The organism is Puia sp. P3 (assembly GCF_050632245.1).
GTDB lineage: Bacteria > Bacteroidota > Bacteroidia > Chitinophagales > Chitinophagaceae > Puia.
The window spans coordinates 1,172,661-1,193,585 of the sequence record NZ_CP192583.1 but is presented as its reverse complement, the minus strand read 5'-3'; the positions used below and the strand labels follow the sequence as shown (position 1 = coordinate 1,193,585).

General features: G+C 53.7%; 23 protein-coding genes, 1 tRNA gene and 5 pseudogenes. 13 read left to right on the top strand and 16 right to left on the bottom strand.

The genetic code is table 11. The features are described 5' to 3' along the window. Positions 1-62 precede the first annotated feature (62 nt). The 3 genes from ACQ86N_RS06885 to ACQ86N_RS06875 are packed head-to-tail and all read right to left on the bottom strand — an operon-like array spanning position 63 to position 3,372. On the bottom strand, positions 63-1,775 hold the full coding sequence (locus ACQ86N_RS06885; protein WP_431214535.1) for a C25 family cysteine peptidase: 1,713 nt from the start codon (positions 1,773-1,775) through the stop codon (positions 63-65). Then, the gene (locus ACQ86N_RS06880; RefSeq protein WP_431214534.1) at positions 1,745-2,203 is read right to left on the bottom strand and encodes a hypothetical protein; all 459 of its coding nucleotides are present in this window, start codon (positions 2,201-2,203) and stop codon (positions 1,745-1,747) included. The genes ACQ86N_RS06885 and ACQ86N_RS06880 overlap by 31 nt, the downstream gene beginning before the upstream one ends. 29 nt (positions 2,204-2,232) lie before the next feature. Continuing rightward, complete coding sequence (locus ACQ86N_RS06875) at positions 2,233-3,372, bottom strand: PorV/PorQ family protein (RefSeq protein WP_431214533.1); 1,140 nt, start codon at positions 3,370-3,372, stop codon at positions 2,233-2,235. Between the two features lie 302 nt (positions 3,373-3,674). Here ACQ86N_RS06875 and tyrS point away from each other — a divergent pair, with 302 nt between their 5' ends. Further along, a complete protein-coding gene (gene tyrS / locus ACQ86N_RS06870) occupies positions 3,675-4,946 on the top strand; it encodes a tyrosine--tRNA ligase (RefSeq protein WP_431214532.1) in 1,272 nt (423 codons plus the stop codon). A 40-nt stretch (positions 4,947-4,986) separates the two neighbouring features. On the opposite strand, the pseudogene ACQ86N_RS06865 reads toward tyrS, so the two are convergent. From ACQ86N_RS06865 to ACQ86N_RS06845, 5 genes and pseudogenes are all read right to left on the bottom strand, one after another. After that, a pseudogene (locus ACQ86N_RS06865) lies at positions 4,987-5,414 on the bottom strand (glycoside hydrolase family 125 protein). Beyond that, positions 5,365-5,676, bottom strand: a complete 312-nt coding sequence (locus ACQ86N_RS06860) for a glycoside hydrolase family 125 protein (RefSeq protein ID WP_431214531.1) — start codon at positions 5,674-5,676, stop codon at positions 5,365-5,367. The pseudogene ACQ86N_RS06865 and the gene ACQ86N_RS06860 overlap by 50 nt, the downstream one beginning before the upstream one ends. A gap of 14 nt (positions 5,677-5,690) precedes the next feature. After that, positions 5,691-6,041, bottom strand: coding sequence for a glycoside hydrolase family 125 protein (locus ACQ86N_RS06855; RefSeq protein WP_431214530.1), 351 nt, complete (start codon positions 6,039-6,041; stop codon positions 5,691-5,693). Positions 6,042-6,060: 19 nt separating this feature from the next. Beyond that, a complete protein-coding gene (locus tag ACQ86N_RS06850) occupies positions 6,061-6,474 on the bottom strand; it encodes a glycoside hydrolase family 125 protein (protein ID WP_431214529.1) in 414 nt (137 codons plus the stop codon). Between the two features lie 25 nt (positions 6,475-6,499). Next, positions 6,500-7,767, bottom strand: a pseudogene (locus tag ACQ86N_RS06845) (APC family permease). Between the two features lie 131 nt (positions 7,768-7,898). Between ACQ86N_RS06845 and ACQ86N_RS06840 the strand changes: the two are divergent. Then, a pseudogene (locus ACQ86N_RS06840) lies at positions 7,899-8,737 on the top strand (lipid-A-disaccharide synthase). Further along, entirely contained in the window at positions 8,715-9,038 is a 324-nt protein-coding gene (locus ACQ86N_RS06835; RefSeq protein ID WP_431214528.1) for a hypothetical protein, read from the top strand. Before ACQ86N_RS06840 ends, ACQ86N_RS06835 begins: the two are co-directional and overlap by 23 nt. 80 nt (positions 9,039-9,118) lie before the next feature. Here ACQ86N_RS06835 and ACQ86N_RS06830 read toward each other — a convergent pair whose 3' ends face one another. Continuing rightward, complete coding sequence (locus ACQ86N_RS06830; RefSeq protein ID WP_431217299.1) at positions 9,119-9,292, bottom strand: DUF6728 family protein; 174 nt, start codon at positions 9,290-9,292, stop codon at positions 9,119-9,121. Positions 9,293-9,485: 193 nt separating this feature from the next. On the opposite strand from ACQ86N_RS06830, the gene ACQ86N_RS06825 reads away from it, so the two are divergent. The 3 genes from ACQ86N_RS06825 (at position 9,486) to ACQ86N_RS06815 (ending at position 10,250) form a co-directional block, all read left to right on the top strand. Next, positions 9,486-9,559, top strand: a tRNA-Ala gene (locus ACQ86N_RS06825). Between the two features lie 93 nt (positions 9,560-9,652). Then, positions 9,653-9,850 (top strand): hypothetical protein, encoded by a 198-nt coding sequence (locus ACQ86N_RS06820; RefSeq protein ID WP_431214527.1) that lies wholly within the window; start codon positions 9,653-9,655, stop codon positions 9,848-9,850. A 130-nt stretch (positions 9,851-9,980) separates the two neighbouring features. Then, entirely contained in the window at positions 9,981-10,250 is a 270-nt protein-coding gene (locus ACQ86N_RS06815; protein ID WP_431214526.1) for a Crp/Fnr family transcriptional regulator, read from the top strand. A 9-nt stretch (positions 10,251-10,259) separates the two neighbouring features. On the opposite strand, the gene ACQ86N_RS06810 is transcribed toward ACQ86N_RS06815, so the two are convergent. Both ACQ86N_RS06810 and ACQ86N_RS06805 read right to left on the bottom strand, forming a co-directional pair. Then, the gene (locus ACQ86N_RS06810; RefSeq protein ID WP_431214525.1) at positions 10,260-10,874 is read right to left on the bottom strand and encodes an amidase family protein; all 615 of its coding nucleotides are present in this window, start codon (positions 10,872-10,874) and stop codon (positions 10,260-10,262) included. After that, positions 10,843-11,688, bottom strand: a complete 846-nt coding sequence (locus tag ACQ86N_RS06805; RefSeq protein ID WP_431214524.1) for an amidase — start codon at positions 11,686-11,688, stop codon at positions 10,843-10,845. Before ACQ86N_RS06805 ends, ACQ86N_RS06810 begins: the two co-directional genes overlap by 32 nt. A gap of 372 nt (positions 11,689-12,060) precedes the next feature. Between ACQ86N_RS06805 and ACQ86N_RS06800 the strand changes: the two genes are divergently transcribed. The 7 genes and pseudogenes from ACQ86N_RS06800 (at position 12,061) to ACQ86N_RS06770 (ending at position 16,558) form a co-directional block, all read left to right on the top strand. Beyond that, entirely contained in the window at positions 12,061-12,741 is a 681-nt protein-coding gene (locus ACQ86N_RS06800) for a TonB-dependent receptor plug domain-containing protein (RefSeq protein WP_431214523.1), read from the top strand. A 113-nt stretch (positions 12,742-12,854) separates the two neighbouring features. Beyond that, complete coding sequence (locus ACQ86N_RS06795; protein WP_431214522.1) at positions 12,855-13,658, top strand: hypothetical protein; 804 nt, start codon at positions 12,855-12,857, stop codon at positions 13,656-13,658. Beyond that, positions 13,598-14,209 (top strand): annotated as a pseudogene (locus tag ACQ86N_RS06790) (TonB-dependent receptor domain-containing protein); the annotation flags it as partial. The gene ACQ86N_RS06795 and the pseudogene ACQ86N_RS06790, both read left to right, overlap by 61 nt. A gap of 79 nt (positions 14,210-14,288) precedes the next feature. Further along, positions 14,289-14,705 carry a hypothetical protein gene (locus tag ACQ86N_RS06785; protein WP_431214521.1) on the top strand — a complete coding sequence of 139 codons (417 nt, stop codon included), beginning with the start codon at positions 14,289-14,291 and terminating at the stop codon, positions 14,703-14,705. Next, positions 14,632-15,120, top strand: coding sequence for a hypothetical protein (locus tag ACQ86N_RS06780; protein ID WP_431214520.1), 489 nt, complete (start codon positions 14,632-14,634; stop codon positions 15,118-15,120). Before ACQ86N_RS06785 ends, ACQ86N_RS06780 begins: the two co-directional genes overlap by 74 nt. Before the next feature lie 5 nt (positions 15,121-15,125). After that, positions 15,126-16,121, top strand: a complete 996-nt coding sequence (locus ACQ86N_RS06775; RefSeq protein WP_431214519.1) for a SusD/RagB family nutrient-binding outer membrane lipoprotein — start codon at positions 15,126-15,128, stop codon at positions 16,119-16,121. Between the two features lie 20 nt (positions 16,122-16,141). Beyond that, positions 16,142-16,558: a SusD/RagB family nutrient-binding outer membrane lipoprotein gene (locus tag ACQ86N_RS06770; RefSeq protein WP_431214518.1), complete on the top strand. Its 417-nt coding sequence runs from the start codon at positions 16,142-16,144 to the stop codon at positions 16,556-16,558. A 33-nt stretch (positions 16,559-16,591) separates the two neighbouring features. Here ACQ86N_RS06770 and ACQ86N_RS06765 read toward each other — a convergent pair whose 3' ends face one another. The 5 genes and pseudogenes from ACQ86N_RS06765 to ACQ86N_RS06745 all read right to left on the bottom strand — a co-directional run bounded on the left by ACQ86N_RS06765 (position 16,592) and on the right by ACQ86N_RS06745 (position 20,915). Further along, positions 16,592-17,590, bottom strand: a complete 999-nt coding sequence (locus tag ACQ86N_RS06765) for an MFS transporter (RefSeq protein ID WP_431214517.1) — start codon at positions 17,588-17,590, stop codon at positions 16,592-16,594. Between the two features lies 1 nt (position 17,591). Further along, positions 17,592-17,990 (bottom strand): MFS transporter, encoded by a 399-nt coding sequence (locus ACQ86N_RS06760; RefSeq protein WP_431214516.1) that lies wholly within the window; start codon positions 17,988-17,990, stop codon positions 17,592-17,594. A 532-nt stretch (positions 17,991-18,522) separates the two neighbouring features. After that, positions 18,523-18,669 (bottom strand): annotated as a pseudogene (locus ACQ86N_RS06755) (hypothetical protein); the annotation flags it as partial. 456 nt (positions 18,670-19,125) lie between these two features. Next, a complete protein-coding gene (locus ACQ86N_RS06750; protein WP_431214515.1) occupies positions 19,126-20,610 on the bottom strand; it encodes a RagB/SusD family nutrient uptake outer membrane protein in 1,485 nt (494 codons plus the stop codon). Next, positions 20,586-20,915, bottom strand: a complete 330-nt coding sequence (locus tag ACQ86N_RS06745) for a hypothetical protein (RefSeq protein ID WP_431214514.1) — start codon at positions 20,913-20,915, stop codon at positions 20,586-20,588. The genes ACQ86N_RS06750 and ACQ86N_RS06745 overlap by 25 nt, the downstream gene beginning before the upstream one ends. Between the last annotated feature and the right edge of the window lie 10 nt (positions 20,916-20,925).

Here is a 20,925-nt window from a genome sequence, read left to right as displayed (position 1 = left end):
CAGCGTATAAAGCCCGTTTAGAAGAATATTGAGATAATTAACTATCCCAAAGTGCGTGGAGGCTACAAAAGCCACAGACCCCTGCCATTGGCCAATACCCACGACTCCGAAAGGGTCTTGCTCGTCGAAAGCCGACCCGGATCATAGACAAAAAAATCACCCGCGTCACACCCATTTACAAAGAATACCGGATACTTTCCCGCATTATTATAGTCCTGCGGAGAGTTCAGATTATAGCTCAGTACCTGATTCGAAGAGTGCCCGAAATAACACAGCTGGCTCATGCCCGTGCTGAACAGATTCGAAATGGTCGTAGTGGGAACCTGACTCACATTCGACGCATTTCCATCGCAAAACGTCGTCACATTGGCACCGTACGTAGGCCCCGTGATCAGGTTTGCATAGGCATTCATATAATTACAAAGGATCGTTCCCAGAAAGGGCTCACTCGCACCCGTCAGGTGAACGCCGTTCTTCATCCAAAGCCTGCCGGCCAGCGTGTTGGGTGCCGTCTGCTGAACCTGCTCGTATTCCTTTACCTTACTTAAATATACTTCCAGTTCCTGCCCCGACACGACCGAAATCCTTCCGATCGGGATCGCCGGTACCGCATCGACGCCATTGTTGCCCGCCAGTTTGTTGTCGGACCCCGGCGCGCCATAGGTAGGCACCGCGTCCAATATCTCGGATTCCGGGAGATGCGATAACTCGCTGTAATAATAATAGTCTGAATACATCAGCCCATGACCGATCAGCAGCACGTACTGCGGCTTGGCCGCAAACTTCGCCCTTGCGTAACGCAGGAAGTTCTGTATCGACAAAGGATCTTTCTTGATGCCAAACGCAAACTGATCTACCAGCTCGTTGATATCATAAATGTTCGCGGCAAAACTGCCTCCCGCAACGCTCGCTCTGTAATTCCTATAGTCCACCACCGGGTTATTCCCGTTGGATCCCGTATATAATAGCGGATTGCTGATAATGATATAATTCCCCTGGTTGGCAGGCTGGCTGAAATCCACAAACCGCTTGCTCGTAAGCGCCGTCACCGTACGGATTGTCGTATTGTCCTCATTCACCAGTACATAGCTATGCGTTGCCGATAAAGGCGGCAGAGCAAAGGAGACAGTACCTGCATTCACCACAGCACTATAGCGCGATCCATCCGTAAGATCATAGAGTATCGGCAAAATACTGCCTGATACCGCGAAATTGGTGATATTCAGCAAGTATCCGGCGGCCTTGGCAGGCAATTGAAAAAGGAAACTGGACTGCGCGCCGAAATTCCACTGACGCGGATAGGTCAACTCATAAAAAGATGCCACCATCCTGTCCGTGCTGACCGCACTGCTGTTGACAAACGCGACGGAAGCCGAGCCCCCGCTGATCACTCCCAACGGAACCGTCTTCGTCGTCAGCAGGTCGTTAAAGCTGTTCATGGATTCGTTATCCACCGTCGTCCCGTTCACCGTCACCTGAACAGTGCGAATATTGTCGGCCGTCCCAACCATCCCAAACTTGATACTCGCATCCGGCGCACCCGCACCCGTATAGACGAATAACCCTCCCTTCGTATCAGTATAGGGCGCACCGGGCGCTATCGCATCGGTCGCCCAGAACTCGCCGATATCATAGGACGAAGAATAAATATATTCCCCTACCACCTGCGCAAACCCCGGATTGGGATAACCGGAACCCGACTTGAAATAACTGCCTGCCGTATACATAAAAGAAGTCTCGGGCGTCAGCGATGAACCCGCTGCATTATTCGCCACGTCGGTATAATGAAGGCACTGCCGCTGGTATTCTCTACGAGAAAATACGCAGCGGTGTCCGTCTCGAGACTATAGTATTGTGTATGTTGATAATTGGGGCTGCGGTATAGAGGATTGTCCGGCACACCATCATTTCTCTGGCCCCAGAACTCGATATAGTCCGTACTGCCCAAAGGAGCGCCCGGATTGCTCCCGGTTACATAGATGGGCACCTCTTTCCCGTTGCGGAACAGCTGGAAATTCTGTGCAAATACGCCACCCATTCCGGCGCTGGCCAGCACCGCCTGGGGAATGCGGTATAAGCCCGTAGCCCCAACCTTGAACCTGTAATAGGTCTTACTGAAGTCTATCCATTCGTTATTATAGGCCTGAGCAAATGCCCCGATCGATAATACCAGTAAGCCAACAATAGTAAAAAACTTTTTCATACTATCTGGTTTCGTTAAATTATACCCCACTACCTTTTCTTCTTTTCATCCTTCCTTCTCATATCGATACGCAGTGAAAATACATGGGTGTATAATGGATACGATTGATTCGCAAGATTGGTGAACGCATAGTCGATCTGCACATCCCCGACACGAAAGCCGGCCCCGACACTGGGCTGATAGACCCATATCTTCTTTTGGTTCAAAGTGTCTCTGTCATCCAGCGCTTTCTGGAAATTATTGACTCCTCCCCGGACAAAGAACACATCTTTGAAGGAAAGCTCCAGTCCCAACCTCGGATCGATACTCACAGGGTTGGTGCTGATCACCGTATTCCGGCGGCCGTCAAACGTCACGTCCAGATCGGCCTCCGCCAGCAGAGACAACTTCTTGTTGATCCTGAAACTATAAGAGCCACCCACCATCAGCTGGGGAGCGGTCAGTTCCGTCGATTTGCCCGGTATCTCATTCTGAGTCTCATAAAAGACCTGACGGATCGCCTCATTAAGGCTGAACGACCAGGCATTGAAGGTGGTCGTCACGTCGCGCGCCACAACCCCTACCTTCCATCGGTTTCCGCTCAGCAGCGCGGCCGCGTCAAATCCAAACCCCCACGCTGTCGCAAAATCCCCCGCCTTACGGTAAATGATCTTGGCATTACCCCCGAAATTGAAATGAGTGTTCCTCCCCAGCGTACCCTGCTGCGCAAGGGAAAAGATAAAAGCATAGTCGGCAGACGAGAACGTCGTGATATTGTCGAAATTCACCGTCCCGTCGGGCTGGACCAAAAATATGGTATTGGGAATATCGTCTACCGCAAAACGAAGCAGGGTCAATCCGATGGTCCGCTTGTTGTCCTTCAGCGGCAGCACCAGATTGGCAAAATCATACTTACCCACGCCGGCATAATACTCGGCGTGCATCACATTCAGCTGGGGGTTGTCGCGGATATTCGCCAGGGCGGCCGGATTCCAGTAACCCGCCGTACCATCCGAAACAGATGCGACCTGGGCGCCCCCCATGGACATCCCCCGGGCTCCCGCACCGATATTTAGGAACTCATTGGAATATTTGGTGAACTGAGCGGTTGCAGAAAGGTGACATAAGGATCCGGCTACGAATAGCAAAAAGGAGTAGATACTTGTCTTACCCCGCATTCTTTTCAGCATAAGCCAACGGTTATGGTATTTTTGTGGGCTTTCAACGGATCGGATCATTGCTTCTACGGAATTTTTGGGCCTCCAGGATTAACGGGCTTTCATTCATTATATTGTACGCTTAACATATTATCACATCCGCCTTTCTTTTCCACTAAACCGCTCATAATCAACCACAAACCCGCTTTTTACAAACAAACCCTTACCTCCCACCCTGCAACCGGCCAAACCACCCATTCTTCCACCCCTCCTGACCCGCATCATCCCCTTTCATCCGGAGACCAGGTACCCGAAAAAAACCATAGTTTTGCCCCATGAATCTGATCGAAGAACTCAAATGGCGCGGCATGGTACAGGACATCATGCCCGGAACAGAAGAACAGCTCTCCAAAGAAATGACCTCGGGATACATCGGTTTCGACCCCACATCGGACAGCCTCCATATCGGCAGCCTGGTCCCCATCCTCCTGCTAGTTCATTTACAAAAGGCTGGACACAAACCATTTGCGCTCGTCGGCGGCGCCACCGGAATGGTCGGCGACCCCAGCGGAAAAAGTGAAGAACGCAACCTTCTCAGCGAAGAGACCCTAAACCATAACCTGGCCGGCGTCAAAAAACAACTGGAAAAATTCCTCGACTTCGATCCCAGCCTCCCTAATAAGGCCGAAATGGTCAACAACTATGACTGGTTCAGGGACATGTCCTTCCTCGACTTTATCCGAGACGTCGGGAAACATATTACAGTAAACTATATGTCCGCCAAAGACAGCGTTAAAAAGCGTCTTGAAGGCGAAAACGGCATGAGTTTCACTGAATTCACCTACCAACTCGTTCAAGGATACGATTTTTATTGGCTGTACAAGCACCGTGGCTGCAAACTCCAGATGGGCGGCAGCGACCAGTGGGGGAATATTACCACCGGTACCGAGCTCATCCGCCGCAAAGCCGGCGGCGAAGCTTTCGCCTTCACCTGCCCCCTCCTCACCAAGGCCGACGGCGGCAAATTCGGCAAGACAGAGAAAGGCAACGTCTGGCTCGACCCCGACAAAACCAGCCCTTATCTCTTCTACCAGTTCTGGCTCAACGCCTCCGACGCAGACGCTGAAAAATGGATAAAGATCTTCACCTTCCTCTCCCCAGCGGGGATCGGCGCTCTCGAAGACCAGCACAAAAAGACCCCGGAACACCGTATACTCCAAAAGACCCTAGCCCAGCACGTCACCACTTTCGTCCACGGCGAAGCCGGCTACCAGAAAGCCCTGGCCGATACCGAAAAAGTCTTCGCTAACCAGTCCGCCCCCGCCGAATCACTCAGCGAGGAAGACCTGCAATCTCTCGAAGGCGTCGCTCAGTTCAGCTACGATACTGCACGCCTCGGCGTCGACGTCGTCAGCTTCCTGGCGGACTCGGGCATCATAGCCAGCAAAGGCGAAGCCCGCAAACTGGTCCAGGGCGGAGGCCTCAGCATAAACAGAAAGAAGGTGGAAGACGTCAAAGCACTTGTCGACGACTCTCACCTCCTTCACGGAAAATATATTCTGGTACAAAAAGGGAAAAAGAATTACTACCTCGTAACCGTTAGCTAGACCCATTCACCCGCCGGCCGGTCCCCGGGCCGGCGTCCCACTACGACAACAACGCCGGCTGCGTCTTATAGGTCTTCAGCACAAATTCCCCGAACAGGGTATTCGCCCATGCAAACCAGGGGCGGGAGAATTTATTCACGTCGTCCTTGTGAAAAGACTCGTGCATGAAACCCTTCCCCGCATGGCTGTTCTGCAACAGCTTCAGACAGTGCGCCACCTCCTGCGAGTCATGGCTGGTAAGCCCGCGGATAATGATGCTCAGCGGCCAGATCATATTCAGCCCGGCATGAGGGCCACCGATCCCTTCCCCGCGGCGCCCTTGAAGTAAAAAGGATTGGCTTCACTCAGTAACATCCTGCGCGTATTCTGGTAGACCGTGTACCCGCGTTTGTCGGGATGCAGCACCGAAAGATCGCCCTCATAGTGGGGAGACTGCAGATAGGGCAGCGCCAGAAGGCTCCGGTACATTGGCGTCATCCATGAAGGTATGGTTGCCAAAACCGTCCGCCTCATAGGCAAACACTTCCCCAAAAACAGGATGCGTCACGATTGCGTGCTCCAGCAGCGCGGCATTCAGTTCGTTCTCCAGCGCGAAAGCCGCCCCATCCAGGTCTTTCCCGACAGACAGTGCTGCCAGCATCGTCCGCAAATTCCGCAGACTACTCAGCGCAAACAGGTTGGAGGGGATCAGAAAAGGATAGATCGTCGCGTCATCGCTGGGACGGAACATCGAATGGATCAGACCTACTTTTTAGTGGGGTACCCGTAACCACGCAGGGGAACGCTGTCGGTAGCGAAGCTCGTTTTCCGCTGGAAGCTATATGGCCCGTCGCCATTCTTGCGCTGCTGAGTTTTAAAAGTGTCGAGCACTGTTTTCATGGCCGCGACCCACTGCTCGTCGAAGGGCGACTTGTCCCCCGTTATCTGCCAGTATCCGTGAGAAAGGCGGATGGAATAGCAGAGACTGTCGATCTCCCATTTCCGTTCATGGATCCCCGGTTTCATATCGGTAAGGTCCGTAGCCTTCCACTCGCTGACCTTTGATTCGTCTTTGTAAAAAGCATTGGCATATGGATCCTTCAGGATGCACTTCACCTGGCGATGGATGACTCCCTCACCAAGCTTGCTGAAGGTCTTTGTCGTCTTTGGCGAGACTGATATAGGGCCATACCTGGGCGCTGCTGTCCCTCAGCCACATGGCGTCGATATCTCCGGTGATCACATACGTATCCGGCTTGCCGCCGATCAGTTCAAAGTCTACCGTCGTATCCAGCGTGTTGGGAAAACAGTTTTCGAACAACCACCCGACCTCTTTATTCCCGATATTCTGCCTCACCTCCCGGATCACCTTCTCTACTGCCTGACACTTGAACTTCCGCTTGGCTTCCGGTATCCTCACCACCGGGAACTCGGCGCCCAAACCCCCACCCCCGCTGCCATCAGGCCCATCGTTTGCCATTATCTTTCCTCCGGCCAGCAATCCCGCCGAAGCAATCATTCCTTGCTGAAGAAACTTCCTTCTTTTCATATGTAAAAAATATATGGCCGGAAATCTACGATATTTTGAGTTTAGCACGTTCAAAATTCCCCCTGAACGCATAATATACGATCACTCCGCAGGCCGTCAGAAACATTCCCAGCAGAGCAGCAAGGCCCGTCGAATACAGAACGAACAGCCAGATCGCTACTGAAAGCACTACCGGCAAGGGGTACAGCCACATCTTGAACGGCAGGTTCGCCGTCCCGTTTCGCTTTCTCAGCAACACGACCCCCACCGCCTGTGCCACGAACTGCACGAGGATCCGCATGGCGAGAATGGCGCTGATCGCCTCCTGCAGCTTCAGCAGCAGACTGAACACGAATCCAAGCCCGCCGACGAACAGCAATGAGACATAGGGGAAATCCTTGCGCGAATGCAGCCGCGCAAAAATGGGAAAGAAATTGCCATCCGCCGCTGCCGCATAGGGCACCCGGGAATAACCGAGCACTACCGCAAATAGTGACGCAAAGGCGATCCACAGGATCAGCAGCGTCGCGATCTGCGCCGTATGCGAACCATAGATCCTTTCCATAAAAAGACTTACTACGAATTTCGACCCCATCGCCTCGCGCCAGGGAATCACCCCGACCACGCTGAGGTTCATGGCCAGATAGAGGGCCGCAATACAAAAGATGGAGATAAAAATGCTGCGGGGAATATTACGACCCGGATTCTTGATTTCCCGCCCAGGTGGCAGACATTATAATAACCCAGATAGCTGTAGATCGTCTTCACCGACGCCTGCCCGACGAGCAGACCAAACGCCGTGCTGAACATCGACTGACCGCCCGAAGGCAGACAACTGTAGCTGACCTGCCGGTGGGTGAACCCGCTGATGATGATCCAAAGGATAATTATGATCACCCCCGCCCAGAGGAACACCGCCATCTTTCCGATGGTCCGGATATTTCGGTATAACAACGCCGTGATCACGATCACCAGCGACCCTGAAACTACCTTCTCCCACCAGAAGCCCAGCGGCATCAGGTAGTTGAAATACTGCGCAAACCCGATGGCGCCCGAAGCCACGACCATGGAAGACTGCAGACAGGTCTGCCACACAAAAAGAAAGGACATCAGTTTCCCCCCTTTTGGGCCATACGCCTCCTTGAGAAAATTATAGCTTCCACCCGCCAGCGGATAAGCCGCCCCCAGTTCACTCCAGATCATCCCGTCGATCAGGGCCGTCACAGCCCCGAATACCCAGGCCCAGATAAAAAGATTGCTGCCAACTATACTGATGACTATCGACAGGGTTACGAACGGTCCGATACCCACCATGTCGATCATATTGATTGAGGTAGCCTGTAATAAACTGATTTCTCTTTTCATCATGGAATAAACGTTCCAAAACAGCTAATATCGATGATTTGTTTGACGTGACCAACCCGCGTCCGTATCTTTATCCCCTCATGAAGTATTATATCATCGCAGGCGAAGCTTCCGGTGACCTGCACGGCAGCAATCTGATCAGACAGCTAAAAGAACAAGACCCCTCCACCGACGTCCGGTGCTGGGGAGGCGACCTGATGCGACAAGCCGGCGGCCACCTGGTCAAGCACTACAAAGACCTCGCCTTCATGGGATTCGCCGAAGTGCTGATGAACCTCCGCACCATCTTCCGCAATATAGACTTCTGCAAGGCGGACATCACCGGCTACGGCCCCGACGCCCTCGTCCTGGTAGACTATCCGGGCTTCAATATGCGAATCGCCAAATGGGCGCGCCAGCAGGGCCTCCGGATCATCTATTATATATCCCCCAGGTCTGGGCCTGGAAAGAGAACAGGGTCAAGCAAATTCGGGCCAACGTCGACAAAATGCTCGTCATCCTTCCCTTCGAAAAAGAGTTCTACCGAAAATGGAACTACGACGTCGAATACGTCGGCCACCCCCTCGTCGAGGTCATCGACAAATTCCGCTCCGCCGACTCCTCCAACAACACCGGCGCCCCATCCTCCAAACCCATCATCGCCCTCCTCCCTGGCAGCCGCAAACAGGAGATCCTCAAAAAACTCCCCGTCATGCTCGAAGCAAGCCGCTTCTTCCCCGACTACCAGTTCGTCGTCGCCCAGGCCCCCGGCCAGGACGGAGAGTTTTATAAAGACATTCTCTCCCCCTACCCCAACGTCTCCTCCGTCTGCAACCAGACCTACTGGCTCCTCCTCCATTCGGAAGCCGCCTGCGTCACCTCCGGCACCGCCACCCTCGAAACCGCCCCTCTTCGCCGTGCCCGAAGTCGTCTGCTATAAAGGCAGCAACATCTCTTACCAGATCGCCAAACGCCTCATCAAAGTAAAATATATCTCCCTCGTCAATCTCATCATGGACAAACTCGTCGTGCGCGAGCTGATCCAGGACCAGCTGACTCCCGAAAACCTGCGCCGCGAACTCGAAGACCTCCTCCACAACCCCGATCGCCGCCAACAACTCCGCATCGACTATCTCAACCTGAAAGAACTCCTCAGCCGGGGCGGCCACGCCTCAGCCAACGCCGCCTCCAGCATCCTCCGCTTCATGCACGAACACCCCGCCACACAGCCGCAGTCCTAGCCCACTCGGTTCACACCCCCACGGTCCAACGGTTCACGTCCCACCATCCCGCGGTTCACACCCCACCCCGCGTGGTCCCACTAATGATGTCTGAAAAATAACAACCTTACAATAATCACAATAATGGCAACCAAAAACATAAAAATAGATATGCGGTTGATCCCATGCATATACTTCATCCATTGCGTATGCGGCGCATTCGGATCCCTCTTCTTGAGATAAAAATACTCGGCAAGTTGTCTCAGAAATCCCATATCGGTAAAGTTGATTCCCTGCCCCAATCCGGAGCAGTCCCCAAAAATATATAACACCGGGAATTTTTGAATTGTTTAACCCAAAAATCCCATATATTTGCACTCCCAAATCTGGCCGCCCCACCGGGCATCACCCGCCCCTCAGGCATCCACCAGCTTAGGGACCCAATCCCGGCCCACGCCGGAAAAACAAGGGGGTTTAGCTCAGTTGGCTAGAGCGTTTGCATGGCATGCAAAAGGTCACCGGTTCGACTCCGGTAATCTCCACTCCCAAAAGCCGGACCAAAAGTCCGGCTTCTTCATTTCTATCAACGTCCAATAGTCTTTTCTCGCCGGGCGTCACCCCAATTCTACCCTTTCATGGACCAAAATGGCAAAACCACAATCGTTCTGACAGGCCACCCGGTAAATGCCGCGGATGAAGAAATGGCTTTTTTCGCCTCCATGGACCCCGAATTGAAATATCCAATGAACAAAATGAAACCAATCATCGAAGCGGCGCTTAACAAAAACTTGAATACCGGATTGCAACAGCTGAAAGGAGCCCTCGAAAATTAATAATTCCCGCGAAGACGCTGAAAACGACAACAGGGTAAATCTTTAACAACTTACCCTGTAATTTTATACTTCATCGCCCCAGGACCTCCAATCCATCCGCGACTCCGCCACAACCGACTGGGAAAACCTATTGACCACCATCCCCGCACTAAAAACTTTCTACGACAACCTCTCCGCCAGAGCCTACGAAATGGCACAGGAACGCATCTATTCCCTCATCAGCAGCTCAGCCGAACAACGATACCTCGAATTCCAAAGGACCTACCCAAAAGTGTTCAACAAAGTCCCCCTCCACATGGTCGCCTCCTACCTCGGCATTTCCCGCGAAACCCTGAGCCGTCTTCGAAAAAGACTTCACAACGACAAAATAAGCCTTCCAGGAAAACACCCGGAAGGCTAACACAAAAATCTAAAGTTCAGGATGCAGCCTGTCCACCACTCTCACCTCCTCCAAAAGAGACGCAATATGAAGTATCGTCGATTCAGCCAACCAACTCCCGACGACCTGCACATTGATCGGCAAGCCGCTTTCACTAGTACCGAACCGCACCGACACGCCCGGCAAACCCGTTATATTCAACGGTACCGTAGCCCCCTGCAGCAAAAAGATGCTTTCATTCTGACCCTTTACAACAATCTCATTTATATTATGTCCGTGTCCAACGACAGGTAATACCGGCGTGATCATCGCGTCGTATTTCTGAAAATATTCCGCATACCCGTCCGGCAACCGCTCCGCCGACTGCTCCGCCGCAATAAAATCTTTCATCGGCGTGTCAGGGAAAGCAAGCACAGTCCTCGCCATTTTGAAGATCTCATCCTCACCCCGGCCGGCAACGGCTTCCGCAATCGCGGGCTTGATGTCCATGATATGCATTTTGACATAATAGTCCAGCGCAAACTCCGCTTCCAGTGCAGGAAGATGAACCGGCTCGACAATATGCCCCAACTGCCGAAGCGCATCGGCCGCTGCCTCTACAGTCCTGGCAATCTCAGGATCGATCGCTCCGAACCCCGGTTCCACCAACCAGCCTATTCGAAGACGTCCCCTGAAAAGAATCACCAATCCCCGCATCGAACCCCATCATGCTGGACGAAAATCCATCCTGCCCATCAGGTCCGGCCAGCACGGAATAGGCTAGCCGCAGATCCCGGACCGAACGCGCCATCGGTCCCACATGCCAGAACCGGCGCGGAGGACGCGGCCAGATCCCCGTCATCGGAATACTGCCATGTGTGGCCTTCAAAGACGCAATGCCCGTCAGCGCACCCGGCCAACGCACAGAGATCGCCAGATCCGTCGCCAGCCCCAGCGGAGACAGACCCGCCGCAACAGCAGCCGATTCCCCGCCACTCGAACCACCCGGAGAAAGATTTAGGTCCCATGGGTTGTTCGTCCTGCCGGAAAGCAGGTTCTCACTCTCGATCCAGTAAGAGAACTCCGGCAAATTAGTTTTCGCGAGCAAAACACCACCTGCCTTCTTCAACCGGGCCATGCTCGTCGCATCGGTCGCAGGCATGCGTCCCTTGAAAATAGGCGATCCTCGATGTGTTAACACATTCGCCGTGTCGATAGAATCCTTGACAGTAAATGGAACGCCGTGCAGCGCACCCAGCGGACCTCCTCTCAACACCGCCGCTTCCGCGGCCTTTGCGGCTTCCATTGCAGTATCCGCCACCGTTACGATGGCGTTGACCTGAGGATCGACGGCTTCGATACGGTCCAGATGAGCCTTTACGACTTCAACCGGGGAAATTTCGCGATTTCGGATCAGCTCCGCTAACCTCGTCGCGTCCTGATAAAAAACAGGATCGTTGTTGCTTTTTTTATTTTGCATGAGACAAAATTGGCCAACAACCACGTCCCGATCACGAGGCAAATGACACAATATGACGTTGACATTTGTCACATGTCATGCTCCTCATACGCCAGAGGAATTTCCCATGCCGCTCATCCACATTTCGATAAACCATACAAATACCTCAGTAAAAAATATTAGTCCATAAACCAAGTAGGGTTTATATTTGCAGTTCGAAAACATCGAGTCACTAAATTTCACTGTTATGAAAAAACTGCTAACCGGGCTCATGCCGGCAAGGCGGAGGCTTCTATTCACCAGCCTCACCGGACTAATGCTTATCTTTTCTCTCTCCAGTCTCATGCTCAAACATTCCCTGTAAAAGGCACAGTCACCGGAAAACCGGACAATTTGCCCCTCGACGGCGTTACCGTCCGTATAAAAGGGAGCGCCAAAGCCACCCAGACGAACACACAGGGCCAGTTCGAAATATCCGCCTCCGCTAAAGACATCCTTCAGTTTAGCTTCATTGGCTATACCACACAGGAACTGCCCGCATCAACAGCCCCCATTCAGATTTCACTCGACCAGGCCAAAGGCTCTCTCAACGAAGTCGTCGTGACCGCCCTGGGCATCGTAAGACAAAAGAAATCCCTTGGATATGCCGTACAGGAGCTGAAAGCCAAAGACATCTCCGAAACTTCCGAGCCCAACCTCGTCAATACCATCGAAGGTAAAGTGGCCGGCGTCCGCGTCACCAACAGCCAGGGAGATATGGGATCCTCCCGCATCGTTATCCGCGGCGAGACCTCTATCTCGGGAAATAACCAACCCCTGTTCGTCATCAACGGATTTCCCGTCGACAACGACCAGCAGCTGGGTACGGCCCCTTCCCGCGACTTTGCCAACCCGATTTCCGACATCAATCCCAACGACATCGAATCCATCAGCTTCCTGAAAGGACCCAACGCAGCCGCCCTGTATGGCTCGCGCGCAGCACACGGCGTAGTCCTCATCAAGACCAAGAGCGGCAGGAAGAAAAAGGCGTCGGCATCACCGTCAACTCTAATACCAGCTTTGACAACCTGCTGACCCTCCCGAAATACCAGAACACATTCGGCCAGGGCGCAAACGGAGAATTTAGCTATAAGGACGGCGCCGGCGGCGGCGTCAATGACAACGTCGACGAGAGTTGGGGCCCGAAGATGAACGGCCAGCTCATCCCACAGTTCTTCGACGGCACACCGCAACCCTTCATCGCGCACCCCGACAACGTAAAAAGCTTCTTCAAGACCGGCGTCAGCTACAGCAATGGCGTATCCATCGGAGACGCAGGCGACAAATACGACTACAGATTCTCTGCAAATACGCAGAAGATGTTCGGTGTCATACCCAACAGCGACCTCGGCAGAAACAATTTCACGATCAACTCCACACTCAAACTCGATCCAAAACTCACGCTGACTGTGAACGCCAACTACGTCCAGACCAGCGCGGGCAACCTGCCCGGTTCGGGCGGCAAACGGTCTACCAGCACCATGCTCCAGTTCATCTGGATGGGCCGCCAGGTAGATATGGACAAACTCCGCGATCACTACTACAGCACCGGCAGCCCCCTCAACTGGAACAACTCATACTATAGCAATCCATTCTTCGTCGCGAATCAGAATACGGTCGGCCAGCGCCGCGACCGCCTGATCGGCAACATCGGCCTCAGCTATAAGATCACCAGCGAATTAACGGCAAACATAAAGTCCGCCACCGATTACTATACCGACAGGCGAAAGCTCCGCATCGCCTACGGAACCAGCGGAACTCCCTACGGTTCCTACGAGGAAGACGCCTACACGGTCAACGAGACCAATACCGAGTTTACCCTCAACTACAATAAGAAGCTAAACGACGACTTCGCCCTCGAAGTCCCGGGCGGAACCAACCTGCGGACCAAATCCTTCGAAGAGAACGACCAGAAAGCCCCCGGCTGGCAGTCGCAGGCCTCTACACGCTGACCAATTCGAGGGACCCGCTGGTATCATCGAATAATTTCTACAAGCTGAAAACATACAGCGCGTTCGGATCGGCTCAGCTTAGCTACCACAACTACGCCTTTATAAATTTCACCGCCCGCAACGACTGGGCTTCTACCCTGCCCGTCAACAACCTTTCTTATTTCTACCCGTCCATCAGCGGCTCGCTTGTCCTGTCTGACGCATTCGACATCAAAAGCGACGTCCTCAGCTATGCCAAGGTGCGGGGCGGATGGTCGAAGGTTGGCGCCGACGCGACGCCGTATCGGCTGCTGAACACCTATCCGTTCATTACGCCCACCTTCGGCTCCAATCCTCAGCTGACGGCAGGCGCTCTCGACCTCAATCCGAACCTCAAGCCGGAGACGACCAATTCCTCCGAAGTAGGCGTCGAAGCAGGCTTCTTCAACAACAGAATTCGCCTCGACCTGAGCCTTTACCAGAGCAGCAGCTTCAACCAGATCCTGAACGTCGACGTCAGCAATTCTACCGGCTATTCGCAAAAGCTCGTCAACGCCGGCCGACTCAACAACAAAGGCCTCGAAGTGCAACTGGGCTTCATCCCCGTCAAATCCACCCACTTTACACTGGGATATCAACGCCAACTACGCGATGAACCGCAGTCGGCTGATATCGCTGGACAACCAGGGCTTGCTGAAGAACTATGTACTCGGCAGCGACGGCTCCATCCAGACCGTAGCCACCGTAGGTCAGGCCTACGGCAGCCTGTTCGGAACAGCCTTCCTGCGCGACGCACAGGGACAGGTCATCGTCAACGACGACGGAACACCCGCGACCAATCCCAACAACAAGGTACTGGGTAAGTATACCCCGGACTGGCTCGGCGGTATCACCAATACGTTCACCTACGACCATATCACCCTTAGCGTCCTGATAGACGGTTCCTTCGGCGGAAGACAATATTCTTCCACAAACGCCACAGGCGCTTACACAGGTGTCCTGGCCTCGACCCTCCCTCGGCAGGGACGCAGCCCACGGCGGACTCTCTTATTACTATCCGGGCAATGACAACTCCAAAGCGCCCGTGCCGGGATCGGCCGGTCCCGCAGGAGAGAAAGTCTACGACGACGGCATCATCTTCAAAGGCGTCACCCAGGCCGGCAAAGCCAACCAGGCCATCCTGCCCGCATCACAATACTATAAGACACTCAACAACTTCGACGAAGCATGGATCTATAGCTCCTCGTTTATCAAGCTGAGGGAAGTTAAGCTCGGCTACGACCTGCCCTCTAAATGGATACAGTCCATCGGCTTTGTCGGTGCCAACATCAGCCTGGTAGGACGCAACCTCTGGATCATCCATAAGAAGGTCCCCAACGTTGACCCCGAGACAGCCTTCAACACAGGCAACGGACAGGGCCTCGAGGATCTCAGCCTTCCCGGCACACGCAGCTATGGCATCAATGTAAACTTCAAATTCTAATTACGATGAACAATATATATAAACTGATACTTGGGGGACTGTTACTGGGCGCCACGTCCTGCAAGAAAGAACTGGCCGGTATCAACAAGAATCCCAACGCTACCGAGAACCCGCAACCGGACTATCTGCTCACGGCCGCAGAAAAGCTCACGTCCGACGCCTACTGGGGAGTGGACAACAACCTGAACTCCTCCCTGCTCTTCATCCAGCACTGGGCAAAGATCCAGTATACGGACCCCGACCGCTATATCTTCAACAACAGTAGTTTTACCTCGCTGTGGAAAGCGCTGTATGGACAAAGCATCACCGACCTGAACAAGGTGATATCCATCGGCAGCCAGCAGCAGAACAACAACTACAAGGGTGTTGCGCTCGCCCTGCGTTCATGGACCTTTCAGATCCTTACCGACGCTTACGGCGACATCCCCTACAAACAGGCCGGCAATATCGACAGCTTCCTGACGCCGGCATACGATCCGCAAAGAGACGTCTATCTGGGACTGCTCTCCGACCTGAAAACGGCCCAGACCCTGCTGGACCCTTCAGGACCTGCTATACAGGGTGATCCGATTTACAGCGGAAAGATCGCCAACTGGAAGAAATTCGTCAACAGTCTCCGCCTCCGCATCGCCCTGCGGATCGCCGACCAGGAACCCACACTTGCAAAGCAAGTCCTGACCGATATTCAAGGCGAGGGCGGCTCTTATTTCACAAGTAATGCAGACCTCGCAGCACTCGTCTACCAGGACTCTCCCAACCAGAACCCGGTAAGCCTTACGTTCGATACAAGACAGGACTACCGGATCAGCAAGACCATCGTGGACAGACTAGCCGCACTCAACGACCCGCGCCTCCCCATCTACGCACAGCCAACCGATGACGCCCCACACGGATATGTCGGCGTGCCCAACGGCCTCCTCACCGGAGACGCCAATAACCTTGGCCTGAGCAGGACTTCGCGTCCCGGGGACTATTTCAGAGCCCCCACGCACCAGCCGTAATTATAAGCTACGCCGAAGTATTGTTCGACCTCTCCGAAGCGGTGTCCCGCGGATTTACCACGGGCGACGCAGCCGCTCTTTACAATCAGGCCGTGCTGGCAAGCCTTGGCCAATATGGGATCACAGACGCTACCGTCACAGGCAACTACCTGGCACAGGCATCCGTACAATACGACGCTTCCAACTACAAGAAATCCGTCGGCAACCAAAAATGGATCGCGCTATTTGGACAAGGCCTCGAAGCCTTTGCCGAATGGAGAAGACTGGACTACCCCCAATTGACTCCGGCTGTCGCCGGCACGCTGGGCGGAAAGATGCCCGAAAGATTTATATACCCCGGGTCCGAGCAGACTTTGAACGGCGCGAGCTACCAGAAAGCAGTCGCAGACCAGGGCCCCGACCTGCTGACGACAAAATTATGGTTTGACAAATTTTAAAACATCGTCAATCACCGATAAAACACTCACCGCTCACCAATCTTTAAACCGGACTTCACGTCCGGTTTTTTTATTCCATATATATCTGTAGATCAGCACCGCCACCACCAGCAAGCTACCGCAGGAGATTATTCCGCTAACCCTTACCGCAGAAGCAATACCCGCTGCCCCTCCCCCGGCCATAGCCCCAAATATCGCGACCCCCATGGCACCCGCCGCCTGCCGCGAAGTATTCAGCACCGCGGACGCCGTCCCGCTCCTGGTCTTTTCGACACTCGAAAGAATACCCGTCGTCATGGCTGGAACGGCTACTCCCATACCCAGAGGAATGACCAGGAATGGAATGAACAGATGCCAGTACGGCGTCTCCGGAGTGGCGATCAGCAATCCCGCATATCCGGCCGCTGCCAGAAGACTCCCCACCAGCAGCGGTAGACGGATGCCAAACTTCGCCGTCAGCCTTCCGCTGGCAATATTCGAGATAACAAACCCTCCGGTTAGCGGCAAGAACGCGAGTCCTGCCCTGACAACATCGTAGTGCAAAACACCCTGCAGGTAAAGACTAAGCACGAATACCGTACCGTAATAGGCATTATTCACAATCACTCCGAACAGCATCAGCACATTAAAGACAGGGGCCTTGAAGAACTCCAGCGGCAGAATAGGAGTCCCGGCCTTCTTCTCGATCCACAGAAAAAGCAGCAGCATGATCACGCTGAAAAGAAAAAACCCCAGGACCAGTGAATGCGGGATTTCCTTCGCATGCCATTCAATAATTGCCGTGATAAAGGTCGTAAGCGCCAGCATCCAAAGGACCTGCCCCGAAACGTCCAACCCCTGATGCGGGTGCCGTTCACTCTCGTTCAGCCGCACACTCAGCAGAAACCCCGCCACACAAATAGGGATATTGACGATAAATATCAGCCTCCGCGCTGGCGATATGAAGAAGCAGACCGCCCAAAATGGGCCCTGCAGCGATAGAGATGCCCCCGCCATTGTCCACAGCGCAACAGCCTTCGCCCGCTGATCCACCTCATCGTGAAAACGCCTGGTTGAGGATGGACAGCGAGCTCGGGATCATCGTAGCAGCGCCAATCCCCTGCAAAGCCCGGAACCCGATCAGACCACCGGCGCTCCATGCCAGCCCGCAACCCGCAGACGCCAGCCCGAACAGCACCAGCCCCATCTGAAAAACACGCTTCGAGCCCAGCCGGTCGCTCATCCCTCCCGCCGACAACATCAATGCGGCAAACGCGACGGTATAGGCATCCGCTATCCACTGAAGCGAACTTATCTTCACCGAGAATGCCTTGGCAATACTCGGCAACGCGATGTTGACAATGGATACATCCAGCTGCGATACTACAAATGCCAGACTGGTAGTCCCTACAATATATCCGAACGAAAGATTGCTCGACTGTCCGTTATTCAATGCTTATCCTTTTGAAAATTATGAACCGCCACCCCGGCGGGCCACAAAATTATCCACCCACCATCAAATAAATCTCCGAGACCTCCGTTTAAATTTTCTCCTGCTGAAAAACCTGTGAATTAAACTTCAATGAAATCTACCGGTCCTATCCCGGACCGCCTATTCATTAACAATTCAAAAGGTATGAAAAAAATCCTCTTCCTCTCCTTCCTTTTCATGGCAGTAGCAACTGTCACGCATGCGCAAGTCAGGATCAGTCTGGACGTCATCGTTGGCAACAGGCCCCCGGCCCCCAACGAAGCCCAAATGATGCGCGCAGAAGAATCCCGGCACCCCAACATCACAAAGGCCATGCGCGACATCGAAGCATCGATGAACGCCCTCCACAATGCCCCCGACGATTTCGGTGGCCACAAAGCCCAGTGCCGAGACGGACCTCAGACAAGCCTACATCTCCCTCAGAAAAGCCCTCTACTTCCGGCTCTACGAGGACAGACGTTAATTACACAAATAACCAGGGGCACCTCACCACTCAGTGGGGTGCCCTTCCCATTTTCGTCTCCAGCGCGATCGGCGCCACATCAACCAACTCCAGCGACCTCACCATATCCTTCGTCGCACTCTTATACTTTCTAAAATGCGGCGTTTCCAGATGCGCCCGATAAGCCTCCTCATCCCTGTAAACCTCGAAGACAGTAACGCGGGTAGGATGCTCCTTGTCATAGACGGCAAAAAGGTCAGCACCCCCGGCTCGACACGAACCGCCGCCTCGATCCCCTCCTTCAACGCAGCCCTGTAACTATCCAGCTGCGCCGAATCCACGACGATCCTCGCCATCCGCACCATTGGCTTGTCCCCTTGCGCAGCCACCCGTCCCACGCCAGATATCATCAGCATAGTTAAAATTAAGGTCTTCATTTTATTTCTATTTTCGGTATTGCTCATCCGATACCTTTTCCATCCAGTCCATGCCAGTGCCGCTCTCCGGCCGAAAACCACACCACATCCCCCGGACGGACCTCCCCGACTACCCTCCCGCAGCACCCATAATACAATGTTTACCTAAATATACAAAAAGCCGGACCATAGGTCCGGCTTCCCAAATACCTTCTCCTCCGCAAAATGCCCACCCTCGTTAATTATACCCCGGATTCTGCGTCAGCGTATTCTTCCCTGCCTTCTGCGTCAGGTCTATCTGCTGCTGCGGGATTGGATAGTGCTCATTCTTTCCCGTCGTAAAATGTCCACCCGTCACGTCCGTGACCAGCTTCGATTCACTCGCAAAAAATCCGTTCAGCGCCGTCGGCGCCAGCCCCCACCGCACAAGATCGAAGAAACGATATCCCTCCATCGCCAACTCCAGCTTCCGTTCGAAATAGATCGCCTTCAGCGCATAAGCCTGGCTCGCAAAAGCGCCCGCCGGATAAGGACTTATTTTATAATTCGCCGCCAGATCTCCACTAAAACCAGCCGAAGGATCGGTATCGTCTGAATACTTGTATACCCACCCTTCCGGATGCAACGCCATCCTGTTCCGCACCCGGTTCACATAGTCTTCCGCCTGATCCAGATTGTTCAGCTGCGCTTCCACCTCCGCCGCCATCAGCAGCACATCGGAGAACCGGATCACGAACACATTGATCGACGATCCCGGCGCCCACTGACTCTGATCCGCATCCGCCGCCTGCGTCGCGCTCCAGTAAACATTCTTCTTTGGCGCATAGGGCCCCGCGTAACGCTGGTCACGCACCCAGTCCTGACCCGGATAAACATCCCAGTCCAGATATGGGATTCCCCTGCGCCCAACCGTCCAGTCCAGGCGCGGATCGATAAAACCTGCATCCGCCGTGAACGGGTCAGAGGAAAGCAACCCCTCATCACTCTTTATCGGATGTGAATTGTAGTCGTCGAGATAAGGCAGGCCGTTGGCATCCGTTCTGAAAGAGTTGACGAGGTCAAAACTGGGCTGGAAAAACCCGCAGCACGGAAAAGGAGTGGTCGCCCCATAAGGAAAATTGAGCGCATCCCCCTGATTGCCGTTCGCGATGGTCCCATCCGCTATATTGGCGGCCATCTCGATAACAAAGACGGCCTCCGGATTATTCGTCTCATAAGCGGGCATATAATTGTGCTCGAACTGATCGTTCAGACCATACGCAAGACCATTGGGCGTTTTCCCCGAGTTGATGACAGCGGTGAAGAGCGGCTCGGCATCGCTATACTTCTTCTCATACAAAAATATCTTGCCGAGATATGCCCCCGCCGCCCATTTATTGGCCCTGCCGATATCACCCTGCGACTCCGGCAGACTGTCGTAGGCATATTTCATATCGGCCTCGATCTTCGGCCAGAGATCAACAGTATTGGTCGGCGTAAAGTCTGTCGTAGCCTCGTCGATCCACGGCACCTTGTCGAAGACCCTCTTCAGATCGAAATAATAATGCGCACGAAGAAACCGCGCCTGCGCCTTGATATTCACCCCGTCCGCATGCGGGATATCCGTAGCCAGCGCCAGATATTTAAGCACATTGTTACACCTGGTGATACCTTCATATACCGCTACCCACTTATCGTTGAGAATACTGTTGCTCGGGTCTACCGTAAAAGTAACCAGCGGCATGAAAACGATCTGGTCCGTACCATCGCTGCCCTTATGCGCGTCCCCCCCGCCACACTCCCCATCAGCCAGTTACTCGGAGAAACACCCCACGCATTGCCGCCGCCCAGGCTGACCATATCCCCGGTCCCCACCGTATCCTGTCCGTCCAGCGCCGCATACGCCCCTATCAGCAGATTGGTCACACCGGCCTTTGTTGCAAGATCACCGGGCTGCAGAGAGCCCTGCGGCGTCCGCTGCAAAAAACTCTTTTTGCACCCGAACAACATTCCCATCAACGCTATATAGAAAATTATTTTGATTTTCATGACTGATCGA